This window comes from Shewanella litoralis, from assembly GCF_009828585.1.
GTDB classification, from domain to species: domain Bacteria; phylum Pseudomonadota; class Gammaproteobacteria; order Enterobacterales; family Shewanellaceae; genus Shewanella; species Shewanella litoralis.
On the sequence record NZ_WSRZ01000002.1, the window covers coordinates 81,633 to 94,763 of the forward strand.

The following is a 13,131-nucleotide window of genomic DNA, read 5'->3' on the forward strand; positions in this document are numbered from 1 at the left end:
ACCGCGTTTATGCTGTGGCTTATCCCTGTTCTCTTAATGACTTCCTTATTGATCATTGATTATGGTCTATTCTGCTACTCATCCTTATCTCTATCAAAGCCGTTTTACCGTTAAAAAAGTGAGCCAAGCATGCTGACACTGAACTCAACCGAATTTCAAATACCATTGGCGCATATTACCCTTGCAGCAAAGCGTTATGGCCAAGCCGATATGCCGATTATATTGGCATTGCATGGTTGGTTAGATAACGCCGACAGTTTTGTTCCACTCGCCAATGCATTTGCTCAACATGGATTATTTGAGTCGCATCAACTGATCTGTATTGATTTGCCCGGCCACGGATTATCTGAACATCGCCCCGGACGTTACCCCTTACACTGGATTGACTATATCTATGACTTACAAGCCGTTATTCAGGAGATATCAATTGAAGGACAGCCTGTAACACTGATAGGGCATTCATTAGGGGGCATTATTGCCTCTGCGTATAATGCCTGTATGGGAGAGAATATTAACAAGCTCATCTTGATTGAAGCACTCGGGCCTTTGTATGAATCGGCAGAGCACGCTAAAACTCGGCTTCGTAAAGGTTTACAGCAACAACAACGTTTTAATCGGCAGTTATCGCGGCCAATACCGACTTATTCCTCGATGGATGTGGCCATTCAGGCTCGCCATCAATTGACTGGACTTGCATTGCCCTGGTGCGAGTTAATAACGCAACGAAATATGCAATTTATCGATGATAAATGTGCGTGGCGAAGCGATCCAAGATTGAAACTTGATTCATTAAATCGTTTTACTTTTGAACAGGTTGATGCATTAATGTCCACCAGTGATACGCAAACACTCTTCATTGGTGCACAAGACGGTTATAAACAACTCACCTTAACAGAACAGCATGCAAATACCTGGTTTAGCAACATTAAAATGGTAACATTGGCAGGCGATCATCACCTACATATGGGCAATGCTGATCTCGTTGCAGAAACGATTGGAGCTTTTGTTCTAAATTAGTGGCTCAGACAGCTAAAATCGCTGTTATTTTGAAAGCATTTATGTGATTATGGTCAAAAATTAAAACACTTGTATGATTTTTGTCACGACAATTTATCATTACAGTAAACATAAAAAAGCCTGCGATAACAATATTAATGATACGCAGTGCTATAAAATTTTTACCACTGACGGGGAATGCACGTCTTAGCACAGTGGAATGATTAGGAGACACCTGTGGACCAGCCTTGGATTAATCACCTGCCTGAACATGTTCCGGCCGAAATAGACCCATCTCAATTTAGTTCGTTAGTAGACATGTTTGAAGATTCAGTGGCTAAATATGCCGACCAAGCTGCATTCATCAACATGGGCGCGACGATGACCTATCGTAAGCTTGAAGAACGCAGCCGCGCATTTGCAGCCTATTTACAAAATGATCTGCATTTAAATAAAGGTGATCGTGTCGCCATTATGATGCCAAACTTATTGCAATATCCTATTGCTTTATTTGGTATTTTACGCGCAGGCATGGTGGTGGTTAACGTTAATCCACTGTATACCCCTCGTGAGTTGAAGCATCAACTAATCGACTCGGGCGCAAAAGCCATTGTGGTTGTTTCAAATTTTGCCAATACCCTTGAAGAAGTCGTTGACCAAACGCCGGTTGAGTCGGTCATTATTACTAGCCTTGGCGATCAGCTCAGTGCGCCCAAACGTACACTCGTTAACTTTGTGGTGAAATATATCAAAAGAATGGTGCCCAAATATCATCTACCACATGCATTGTCATTTCGTGATGCGTTAACAAAAGGTCGTCGCCTGCAGTACATTAAAGCTGATATTAACGGCGATGATTTAGCTTTTTTACAATACACCGGTGGAACAACTGGCGTCTCTAAAGGGGCAATGCTCAGCCATAAAAACGTGGTCAGTAATGTATTGCAAGCCAATGGTGCTTATTCTCCAGCCCTTGACGATGGTGTTGAGTTTGTTGTCACCGCATTGCCGCTTTATCATATTTTCGCGTTAACGGTTAACTGTTTATTGTTTTTACATAAAGGCAGCAAGAATTTATTAATTACCAACCCTCGTGATATTCCTGCGTTTGTGGGCGAATTGAAAAAATACCCATTTACAGCACTTACCGGGGTAAACACCTTATTTAATGCATTAGTTAACAATGACGAATTTAATAACCTAGACTTTTCTAGGCTTAAATTTTCAATTGGTGGCGGCATGGCGGTGCAGCGTGCTGTTGCAGACAAATGGCAAAAAATTACCAAAACTCGCTTACTAGAAGGTTACGGGTTAACCGAAGCATCACCATTGGTGACGTGTTGTCCTTATAACTTAGATGGTTATAACGGCTCTATTGGATTTCCAGCTCCTTCAACCCTAATCCAAATTCGCGATGATGACTCAAAAGTGTTGGCCCAGGGTGAAACCGGTGAGCTGTATGTAAAAGGCCCGCAGATCATGCAAGGGTACTGGCAACGTCCTGAGGAAACATCCAAAGTTATCGACAAAGACGGCTGGCTTGCGACAGGTGATATTGGTTACATGGATGAGCAGGGCTTTTTCTTTATTGTGGATCGTAAAAAAGACATGATTTTAGTGTCAGGTTTTAACGTATTCCCCAACGAAGTAGAAGAGGTGGTTGCTATGCACCCGAAGGTGATTGAGGTTGCCGCTGTGGGCGTACCGCATGAAGCCAGTGGTGAATTAGTGAAAATTTTTGTGGTCGCCAAAGATAAGTCACTTACCGAAGAAGAGCTAATTAAGCACTGTAAACATCATTTAACGGGATATAAAGTGCCTAAGCTGGTAGAATTTAGGGACGAATTACCAAAAACGAATGTGGGTAAAATTTTACGCCGACAACTTCGAGATGAAGTGAAGAAAGCATAAAATACTAGCCGGCAATTGAGCCGGCTTTTTTATTGGTGCCTTTCCCCATTTGTATTTTTTAGCGGAGCTTATTTTGTTAACGTTTGAATATATCAGTGATGATGCGAGTCTTTTATCATTAGTTGAGCAATACCAACAAAGTACCTTGTTGGTACTTGATACTGAGTTTGTCCGCACCCGCACCTATTATGCAAAATTAGGTTTGATCCAGGCTTATGATGGCAAGACCTTGGCCTTAATTGATCCTGTTGCGATTACCGATCTCAGTCCTTTTTGGCAGCTTCTGACTAACCCCAATATTGTTAAATTGGTTCACTCTTGCAGTGAAGACCTAGAAGTGTTTGCCCATTATGGTGAATGTCAGCCAAGCCCGTTATTTGACAGCCAAATTGCAGCCAGTCTTGCTGGTTTAGGTCACGGCTTAGGCTATGCCAAGCTGGTTGACGCTTGTTTGCAAGTAGAAGTGGATAAAGGCGAATCTCGTACTGACTGGATGAAACGCCCACTGACTGAAGCGCAGCTGCAGTACGCTGCAAACGATGTGTATTATTTGTATAAACTGTATCCGCAATTACAACAAAAGCTGGCTGAAAACCAGCGTGAAGCCTGGTTGTTTGAAGAAGGTCAGCGCATGACCGAGGGAAGAATGACGTTACCTGACGGTGACAGTATCTACCTTAAAGTCAAAAACGCATTTCAGCTCAATGGCCAACAACTCGCATATTTAAAAGTACTGGCGAAATGGCGTTTAAACAAAGCGGTTAGCCGTAATTTAGCGCTGGGGTTTGTCGTTAAAGACCATGCGCTGATTGCTTTGGCTAAAAAGCAGCCTACAACCCTAGCTGAATTAAGCCGCTTAACCGATTTAACTGAGCAAGAAAAACGCATTCATGGTAAAGATTTGTTAGCTGTGATGGCCACAGCCGATTTAACTAATCTGCCTGAAGAAGTTGATATTGTTGCTTTAAAGTCAGGTTACAAGTCAGCCTTTAAAGATCTTAAAACGCGTTTAACTGAGTTGTGTGAACGTGAGCAGGTGGCGTTAGAATTTGTCGGTTCAAAACGTCATATTCACGAATATTTGTTGTGGCTTTATCACAATAAACAAACAGCCACACCATTATTATTGTGCGGTTGGAGAGGGCAGTTAGTTGGTGACTTATTGGCCGATATTCAGTTTAGTTAAGTAGCTTTAACTTTTATCGTAAATGTCCTTATTTTCGATAGCCAATAAAAAAGGATACTCGCATTATGCCAGTATCCTTTTTAGTTTCACCATAGCCAATTACTTTGAATCTGGTAAGGTAACGTTAAGTTCTAATACCGATAAATTATCATCGTTTTGATCGAGTTGCACAGAGACTTGGTCATCTGATATCTGAACATATTTGCGGATCACTTCGATGATTTCTTGCTTCATCTTCGGGAAGTAATCGGGCGCACCACGTTCTCCACGCTGATGTGCCACAATAATTTGCAATCTTTCCTTTGCTAAGGATGCAGTATTAGGTTTTTTATTGCTTCTGAAATAATCAAGTATCGACATAGTTAGCTACCAAAAATCCTTTTAAGGAATCCCTTTTTTTCTTCTGTGATAAATCGAACCGGTACATCGTCACCCAATAAGCGTGCGACAGTATCGCTGTAGGCTAGGCCTGCATCACTTTCTTGATCAATAATCACTGGTACACCAGAGTTTGACGCTTTAAGTACCGACTGAGACTCAGGGATAACCCCAAGTAGTTCGATGGCTAAAATTTCTTGTACATCTTCTACACTGAGCATTTCACCCGTTTTGACTCTAGCAGGTGAATAGCGTGTCAGTAATAAATATTCTTTAATAGGTTCGAGTGACTGCTCTGCACGGCGCGAACGGCTTTGTAACATGCCTAATATGCGGTCTGAGTCGCGTACTGAGCTAACTTCTGGGTTTGTCGTTACAATGGCGATGTCGGCAAAATACAATGCCATCATGGCGCCTTGCTCAATCCCCGCAGGGGAGTCACAAACAATGTAGTCAAAGTCTTTGGCTAAATTGTCTAAAACTCTGCCTACGCCTTCTTTGGTCAATGCATCTTTGTCACGTGTTTGCGAGGCCGGTAACACGAACAGTTTGTCACAACGCTTGTCTTTAATTAAGGCCTGATTGAGGTTTGCTTCGCCATTAATCACGTTGACAAAGTCATACACTACGCGGCGCTCACAACCCATAATTAAATCAAGGTTTCGTAAGCCGATATCAAAATCGATGACAACGGTTTTTTTTCCTTTTAAAGCCAATCCCGTGGCAATTGCTGCACTGGATGTTGTTTTCCCCACACCACCTTTACCTGATGTGACAACAATAATTTGCGCCATTTTGTTTTATATCCTTTTATTTGCCAATTATTGAGGCAATGATTCAACTGTGAGAGACTCGCCTTCAAGGCGGACACAACCTCTTTGATCGAGAGCGTATTGTTGTAAATGTTCAGTTAACCAATACTGCCCAGCAATCGACACTAATTCAGCTTCAAGCGAGTTGGCGATAATCACACTTTGATTATCGCCCGCAGCACCTGCCATGGCTTTACCACGAAGTGCACCATATATATGAATGCTACCATCAGCAATCACTTCAGCGCCATTACCAACGGCGCCAAAAATGATTAAATCAGCATTTTGTGCGTATATTTGTTGTCCAGAACGCACATTTTGCTTAACAATTTTAGTGGCCCTTTTAGGCAACTCAGCTTTTGGTGCCTGTTTACCTGATTTTACCACGGCAATCGCCATGTTTTTAGCCTGTTCTATTTGCGCTTCATTCGCGTCGGTAATTCCAACGATAATTAAATTTCGGTCAGTTAATAATTGTTTGAGCGCGTAAAAATCGATTTGGGAATGTTTAATCGCAGCAAGATTTAACACCAAAGGTGCCCCCAAAAAAAATTGTGGGGCTTGTGCCAGTTTGTTATCTAATTCAGTCGCAATAAGGTCGAGATTACTATTATTTATGTGCAGCACTGATAATGTAAAAGACGTGGCTTTTAATTCGAGATTTTGTTTAGCCATCCCGGCATCATTCTCCAAAACATCAGCTATAAACTGATTTACAATTATTTTCTTGAGTCACCATGTTATAGTGTGCTTAGTTGACTATCAAGTTTGAACCTTTGGAAATTTACACTAAAATGATCTGTGCAGTATATAAAAGTAGTAGAAAAGCCGATACTTACCTTTTTGTCAAAAAACGTGATGTTTTTGATGATGTTCCTGCTCCGCTAATGGACATGTTTGGTGCGCCCACGTTAGTGATGGTTGTGCCTTTATCCAAGCGTGATCATCTGGGGATTGCTGATATTGGCAAAGTAAAAGCGGCATTAGAAGAACAAGGCTTTTATTTACAAATTCCGCCACCGATCATTAATTTACTCGACCAACACAAACAAGAGATAGGTTTTAAGCAATAAACTGAATCTTTTGAGGAGTAAACAGGACTCATATGATTCTAAAAATCATCTTAAGCACAACCATTTACTTCTTACTTTCTCCGTTAGTGATGGCTAATAGTAGCCATCACCAATTTGCGGATTATTTGCTTTCTTTGCAACAGCAATCCATTAATGCCGGTGTTTCAGCTGTGACCGCAGAGCGGTATATTTCACAGATTAAAATTTTTAAAAAAGCCAATATAGCATCTAATCCACAATACACCCTTGAGACATTCATTCCGCAAGCTATACCCGAAATTACCGTCAGTACCGCAAGAGCCATGTTGCAACAGCATGAAGTTTTAGTTAACAAGCTCAGCCAGCGTTATCAAGTTCAACCTCGTTTTCTGATTGCCTTATGGGGTGTTAATTCGCGCTTTGGCGAGCAGTCTGGCCGGTTTTCAACATTATCAGTTTTAGCTTCCCTTGCTTTTAAAGGTGAAAATGAAGCTTTTTATATTAATGAGTTTATTGCGGCGCTTAAACTCATCGAGCAAAAGCAGATCCCCATAGCGTTACTTCGCAGTTCATCTTCGGGGGCTATGGGGCAAATGCAAATGATGCCTTCACAACTATTACGCTATGCTGTCGATGGTGACCAAGATGGCAAAATTGATATTTGGGATACGACAGAAGATGCGTTTGCCAGCGCTGCCAATATGTTACATCAACAAGGTTGGCAATTTGACTCTACTTGGGGCAGGCAAGTTAAAGCGACCATGATGTTGGACCCTAATTTGTTAGGGTTGGCCACGACCCATACTTTTCCACAATGGCAGGCTTATGGCATTAGGCGTTTTAATGGTGATAACTTGCCATCTCGCAGCGACATGAATGTGTCGTTAATTGCTCCTGACGGCAACAAAGGACGCTTTTATTTGGTTTACGATAATTTTCGATTATTACACCAGTTAACGCCTTCATTTCATGACACCTTAGCGTTAACCTACCTTTCTGAAAAAATTAAGCAGTAACTTGTACCGTTTTCGGTGTAAAATACCTACAAATTTTGATGAATAACTCTTTAGATAGACCATGATGACTCAGTTCTGGACAACAACCCCCTTAGATGAAATGACGCCCATACAATGGGAGTCGCTCTGTGATGGCTGCGGTAAATGCTGTTTAAATAAAATTATTGATGATGAAACTGATGAACTGTATTACACCAATGCGGCTTGTCATTTGCTCGATGCAGACAGTTGCAGTTGTCGACGCTACATTGAACGTTTTAAATACGTGCCAGAATGCACAGCAATAACGCCTGCTAACATTAGTGAATTAACCTGGTTACCAGACAGCTGTGCTTATCGTCGTTTATATTTAGGTAAAGCGTTGCCCAGCTGGCACCCATTATTAACCGGTGACAAACAGGCTATGCATGCTGCAGGTATTTCGGTGCAAGGTAAAACGGTTAACGAGATGAAGGTTAAATACCTCGAAGACTGTATAGTGCTGTGGCCATTACTCGACGTTGAATAGTTCAACCACGGGTAATCAATGCGTCACTTTGAATCAAAAAGACCTCAATTGAGGTCTTTTTTGTTCATCAATTGGGATAAGTTACTTTGCCGGTTTTAAACACGGAACAAGCATGGCTAACCAAATCACCGCATAGATAACAAAACACACCATCATCCATTGTGCCATGCTCACAGAGAGCCATGTCCAGGGAAGGTCACTGCACATTCCGGTCGGTGAAAACACCGAGGGTAACCACACATCTAACGGCATAAAGCTTGGAAACTCAGGGTAAAAAGAACACGTCGCAAAAGGGGATGGGTTCACCTGCATGTCGTTAAGGTCATAGGCTAATCTAAACCCCCACACTGAAGACACAGCCCAACTGACTAGGCCTATAAAGCGTACTATCCACAGTTTCGGTTGTAGCAAGCCAATCAATCCAGCCAATATAAGGCCAAGAACGGCTACGCGCACGTATATGCACATGACGCAAGGAGCCAAATCCATTACGTACTGAAAAAACAGTGCTGCCAGTTCTAGCACGACCCCAGACAGTGCGAGTAATCCCCACGATAAACGACCACGACAAAAGAGTTGTAACGTTGACAAGTACTGCTCCTAGTGCATTTTTGAGATAAAAAAACACCCTCAATTGAGGGTGTTCAAATGGGTTGTGTCGACTTTAAGATAAATTATCCAGTAAGTCCAACATCCTAGCGCATTAATGGCCGCTAACCATACCGCCTAAATCTTTCGCAGAGTGGTGAATAATCAACTGCGTATCGTAGAGTATTTGTGTCATATCCGTTAAGAAACCGGTTTCAATGGCCATCACACCCACAATCGATAATACGATGGTATAAGGTAATGCCATCCACACCATGCGACCATAAGACAGACGAATAAGCGGTGCAATAGCAGAGGTCAACAAGAACAAGAACGCAGCTTGACCATTTGGCGTGGCAACCGACGGTAGGTTAGTACCTGTGTTAATGGCGACAGCCAGTAAGTCGAATTGGTCTCGGGTAATTTGGCCACTCAGTAATGCTGATTTAACTTCGTTAATGTACACCGTACCCACAAACACGTTGTCACTCACCATAGACAGTAAGCCGTTTGCGATATAGAAAATCACCAACTGCGTATTGCCTTCATAGCTAAGTGCCCACTGGATTACTGGCGCAAATAAGCCCTGGTCGATGATTACACCCACAACCGCAAAAAACACGGCTAATAACGCGGTAAAGGGTAAGGCTTCTTCAAATGCTTTACCCAGTGCATGTTCATCTGTGACGCCGTTAAAGGCAGTCGCTAAAATAATCACAGATAAGCCGATTAAGCCAACAGAGGCTAAATGCAGAGCTAGGCCAACAATTAACCACACACCAATTAACGCCTGAACAACCAATTTCATTTTATCTTGATTGGTTCGGTGCGAATCTTCATGAGCGGCGTAGTCAGTTAAAATACGATGCACAGCATCGGGTAACTGCGCGCCATAACCAAACCACTTTAATTTTTCAACAAGGAAACAGGTAAAAATACCGGCAACTAACACTGGCATTGTTACTGGTGACATACGTAAGAAGAACTCACCAAACTGCCAATGCGCTTGCGCTGCAATGATTAAGTTTTGTGGCTCACCCACCATGGTACATACACCACCTAAGGCTGTACCGATACCAGAATGCATCAATAAGTTACGTAAAAACGCTCTAAATGCTTCTAACTCATCGTCGTTGAGTTGCCCAGATGATTCGGACGTATGGTCGTGTCCATCATTATCACTAAAGCTTTTGCCAGACGCGACCTTGTGGTAAATAGAATAAAAACCTACTGCCACAGCAATAATTACCGCAATAACGGTTAAGGCATCTAAAAAGGCCGATAAAAAAGCCGATGCCGTACAAAACATTAATGACACGACAATTTTAGAACGCACTTTTGTGATCATTTTGGTAAATACAAACAGCAACAGCTGTTTCATAAAGTAGATACCTGCAACCATGAACACTAAGAGTAAAAGCACTTCCAGGTTAGCTTCAATCTCATGCAAAACCTGGGTGGGCGATGTCATGCCAATCATCACCGCTTCAATGGCAAGTAAACCGCCGGGTTGTAATGGATAACATTTTAATGCCATCGCAAGGGTGAAAATAAATTCAACGACGAGTACCCATCCTGCGACAAATGGACTGACGTAAAAAAACAGCAGGGGATTGATAATTAAAAATGCCAAAATGGCGTATTTGTACCACTTAGGCGAATTGCCTAAAAAGTTAACAAACAGCGCTTGACCCTTGGTTGCCTGCATAGCAGCCTCTCCGATATTGTTATTGTGACAGTATTGGTACCATTTCTTGATAGCAAACAACACATTCTTATTTTCAACAGGTTTGGGAGAATAGAGGCAAGTTCAGATTTAAAACTTGATGAAAATCAATATTTCATTCATTTCCATTAAAACTCTACCTACTATTGTATTACAAAACAGCCTGTGAAATAGTTGTAAATAGTAATGCATTGATATGATAAACAAGGTGTTAGCACACATTTTTATGCGGCAAACTCAGTATGGTTCATTATTTTCGTCGCTAGTTTAGCTTAAAAGAAACAAATTGTAATGCCGTTGTTCTAGCAAAAATTACTACACAGCAATAACAAACTAGCTACATGAGTATATACTAAACTTGTTTGATTATATCGACATAAATCTTGATATGTTGATGATATTAGTCGATTAATGTGATGTTAATTCCGTTAATTCTATTTGAATTAACGTGCTTTGTTTAAAAAAGCAGCATTATGTGTGTTGTGAATAAACAATGGTTTTTATTTTCCACCGCTCTGGTATGATCAGTGCAATAGTTTCGCCATTGTTTAGCAATAGGATATGAAGGCTAATGATCATCAATGCCAAAGGCCCAGCAAGTTTTGCCGAGAAATACATTGTTCGTTCTATTTGGGAAAACAAATTTCCACCCGGATCAATTTTACCAGCTGAACGCGAGCTTTCTGAACTTATTGGGGTTACGCGTACAACATTACGTGAAGTGCTACAACGTTTAGCACGCGATGGCTGGTTGAAAATTCAACACGGCAAGCCAACCCAAGTAAACAACTTTTGGGAAACATCTGGGCTGAATATTCTTGAGACCATTGCGGATTTGAATCCAGATGGATTTCCGTTATTGGTCGATCAGTTAATGTCGGCACGTGGCAACGTGAGTAATATTTATTTCCGAGCATCGATTAGACACAATCCAGACAAAGCCATAGCCGCTCTTGCAGGAATTCATACGTTAGAAAATGATGCTGAAGCCTATGCCGAGTTTGATTATCAATTGCATCATACCCTGGCTTTTGCGTCTGGAAATCCACTGTACGTGTTGATTTTGAATGGGTTTAAAGGTTTATATAATCGTGTGGGGCGTTTCTACTTTTCAAGCCAAGAAGCTCGAGAATTGACCATGCGTTTCTATATCAAACTTGAAAAGCTGGCCAAAGATAAAAACTATGCCGAAGTGCCAACGTTAATGCGTAACAATGGTATCGAAAGCGGTAAATTATGGCAAAAACTGCGTGATGATATGCCCGCTGAAATCGGTCATGACAACAGCTAAATCAGTTTGAGACCTCAAGTATAAAAAACCAATCCTTTAGTGATTGGTTTTTTTATGCCCATAAGCTAAGGGCTTATAATATTATTTAGCTCGTATAGTTAACTGATTTAGTGAGCCTAAGCGATAACGTTATAAGAAGAATGGTGAGGCTGTGATTCCATTTCAGGGCATGTTGATATTACTTTTATCATGCCAAGTTCATCAACTTGCTCTAGTGTCACAGTAAACCCCCATAATCGATGTAGATGTTTCAACACCTCCTGATGGTTGTCAGCCAGCGGGATGTTATCAAACGGAATGTAGCGTAGCGTAATTGAACGGTCACCATTGACTTGTACTTGTTGCACCTGAATATTGGGCTCGATATTGGATAAGTTATACTGCTGCGACATGATATTACGAATGTCTTGATAACCTTGCTCATCGTGAATCGCTGAGACAGCCAAATGACTGCGCTTTTCATCGTCTAATATGCCAAATAATTTAAAATCCCTAATGACTTTTGGGGATAAATATTGGCTAATAAAACTCTCATCTTTAAAGTTTTGCATCGCAAAATGCACTGTGGTTAACCAGTCACTACCCGCAATATCAGGAAACCATTGACGGTCTTCATCCGTTGGGTGTTCGCAAATGCGTCTGATATCGACAAACATGGCAAAACCAAGAGCATAAGGGTTAATGCCATTATAGTACGGGCTGTTGTAAGAGGGCTGCGCAACAACAGCGGTGTGGCTTTGCAAAAACTCCAACATAAAACGGTCGCTGACTTTGCCGGTATCGTACAGGTGGTTCAAAATGGTGTAATGCCAAAAGGTTGCCCAACCTTCATTCATAACCTGAGTCTGTTTTTGTGGGTAAAAATATTGCGCCATTTTGCGCACAATTCTCACTAGTTCACGTTGCCATGGGGCTAATAAAGGGGCGTTTTTTTCGATAAAATACAGAATATTTTCTTGTGGTTCTTCAGGGAAAATTTTACGGCTATCTTCGGGTGTTTTTTGCGGTGATACGGGGATGGTGCGCCATAAATCGTTCACTTGAGTTTGCAGGTAATCCTCGCGCTCCTGTTGGCGTGCTTGCTCTTCTTTAAACGACACTTCAGCAGGGCGCTTATATCGGTCCACGCCATAATTCATTAAAGCATGGCAAGAGTCGAGGGTTAGCTCAACCTGCTCAATACCGTATTTAACCTCGCATTCTCGAATGTAATTTTTAGCAAATACTAAGTAATCAATAATGGAGCTAGCATCGGTCCAGGTTTTAAATAAATAATTATTTTTAAAAAAACTGTTATGACCATAACAGGCATGGGCCATAACAAGTGCTTGCATAGTGATGGTGTTTTCTTCCATTAAGTAGGCAATACATGGATCTGAGTTAATTACAATTTCGTATGCAAGGCCCATTTGCCCGCGTTTATACCCTTGTTCAGTTTCAATAAAACGTTTACCAAAAGACCAATGTGTGTAACCAATGGGCATACCAATGCCGGCATAGGCATCCATCATTTGTTCGGCGGTGATTATTTCGATTTGGTTGGGGTAGGCATCCAATTTAAAATAATCTGCAGCTTCAGCAATGGCTTGCTGATATTGGTCTAGTAAGTCGAATGTCCATTCGGGTCCATCATCTAACGGCTTGCGAGTTGCTTTAACCATGATTGC

The 13,131-nt window shown here is 41.6% G+C and carries 13 protein-coding genes; 7 read left to right on the forward strand and 6 right to left on the reverse strand.

Going from position 1 to position 13,131, the window contains the following annotated elements:
• Positions 1-129 precede the first annotated feature (129 nt).
• The 3 genes from GQA99_RS02435 (at position 130) to rnd (ending at position 4,093) form a co-directional block, all read left to right on the forward strand.
• Complete coding sequence (locus GQA99_RS02435; protein ID WP_160052272.1) at positions 130-1,017, forward strand: alpha/beta fold hydrolase; 888 nt, start codon at positions 130-132, stop codon at positions 1,015-1,017.
• A 216-nt stretch (positions 1,018-1,233) separates the two neighbouring features.
• Positions 1,234-2,907, forward strand: coding sequence for a long-chain-fatty-acid--CoA ligase FadD (gene fadD, locus GQA99_RS02440; RefSeq protein ID WP_160052273.1), 1,674 nt, complete (start codon positions 1,234-1,236; stop codon positions 2,905-2,907).
• Between the two features lie 73 nt (positions 2,908-2,980).
• Entirely contained in the window at positions 2,981-4,093 is a 1,113-nt protein-coding gene (gene rnd / locus GQA99_RS02445; RefSeq protein ID WP_160052274.1) for a ribonuclease D, read from the forward strand.
• A 99-nt stretch (positions 4,094-4,192) separates the two neighbouring features.
• Here rnd and minE read toward each other — a convergent pair whose 3' ends face one another.
• From minE to minC, 3 genes are read right to left on the reverse strand one after another with little or no spacing between them, the layout of a single operon-like run.
• The gene (minE, locus tag GQA99_RS02450) at positions 4,193-4,453 is read right to left on the reverse strand and encodes a cell division topological specificity factor MinE (RefSeq protein ID WP_160052275.1); all 261 of its coding nucleotides are present in this window, start codon (positions 4,451-4,453) and stop codon (positions 4,193-4,195) included.
• A 2-nt stretch (positions 4,454-4,455) separates the two neighbouring features.
• Positions 4,456-5,265, reverse strand: coding sequence for a septum site-determining protein MinD (gene minD, locus GQA99_RS02455; RefSeq protein WP_160052276.1), 810 nt, complete (start codon positions 5,263-5,265; stop codon positions 4,456-4,458).
• Between the two features lie 27 nt (positions 5,266-5,292).
• Positions 5,293-5,958 carry a septum site-determining protein MinC gene (gene minC / locus GQA99_RS02460; RefSeq protein ID WP_160052277.1) on the reverse strand — a complete coding sequence of 222 codons (666 nt, stop codon included), beginning with the start codon at positions 5,956-5,958 and terminating at the stop codon, positions 5,293-5,295.
• Between the two features lie 119 nt (positions 5,959-6,077).
• Here minC and GQA99_RS02465 point away from each other — a divergent pair, with 119 nt between their 5' ends.
• The 3 genes from GQA99_RS02465 (at position 6,078) to GQA99_RS02475 (ending at position 7,859) form a co-directional block, all read left to right on the forward strand.
• Entirely contained in the window at positions 6,078-6,356 is a 279-nt protein-coding gene (locus tag GQA99_RS02465; protein ID WP_160052278.1) for a YcgL domain-containing protein, read from the forward strand.
• Positions 6,357-6,388: 32 nt separating this feature from the next.
• Positions 6,389-7,351 carry a lytic murein transglycosylase gene (locus GQA99_RS02470; RefSeq protein WP_160052279.1) on the forward strand — a complete coding sequence of 321 codons (963 nt, stop codon included), beginning with the start codon at positions 6,389-6,391 and terminating at the stop codon, positions 7,349-7,351.
• Positions 7,352-7,412: 61 nt separating this feature from the next.
• The gene (locus GQA99_RS02475; protein ID WP_160052280.1) at positions 7,413-7,859 is read left to right on the forward strand and encodes a YcgN family cysteine cluster protein; all 447 of its coding nucleotides are present in this window, start codon (positions 7,413-7,415) and stop codon (positions 7,857-7,859) included.
• 81 nt (positions 7,860-7,940) lie between these two features.
• On the opposite strand, the gene dsbB is transcribed toward GQA99_RS02475, so the two are convergent.
• Positions 7,941-8,450: a disulfide bond formation protein DsbB gene (gene dsbB / locus GQA99_RS02480; protein WP_160052281.1), complete on the reverse strand. Its 510-nt coding sequence runs from the start codon at positions 8,448-8,450 to the stop codon at positions 7,941-7,943.
• A gap of 112 nt (positions 8,451-8,562) precedes the next feature.
• Complete coding sequence (nhaB, locus tag GQA99_RS02485) at positions 8,563-10,155, reverse strand: sodium/proton antiporter NhaB (RefSeq protein WP_160052282.1); 1,593 nt, start codon at positions 10,153-10,155, stop codon at positions 8,563-8,565.
• A gap of 589 nt (positions 10,156-10,744) precedes the next feature.
• On the opposite strand from nhaB, the gene fadR reads away from it, so the two are divergent.
• A complete protein-coding gene (gene fadR, locus GQA99_RS02490; RefSeq protein ID WP_160052283.1) occupies positions 10,745-11,464 on the forward strand; it encodes a fatty acid metabolism transcriptional regulator FadR in 720 nt (239 codons plus the stop codon).
• 116 nt (positions 11,465-11,580) lie between these two features.
• Here the strand turns inward: fadR and GQA99_RS02495 are convergent, their stop codons facing one another.
• Complete coding sequence (locus GQA99_RS02495) at positions 11,581-13,125, reverse strand: SpoVR family protein (protein WP_160052284.1); 1,545 nt, start codon at positions 13,123-13,125, stop codon at positions 11,581-11,583.
• Between the last annotated feature and the right edge of the window lie 6 nt (positions 13,126-13,131).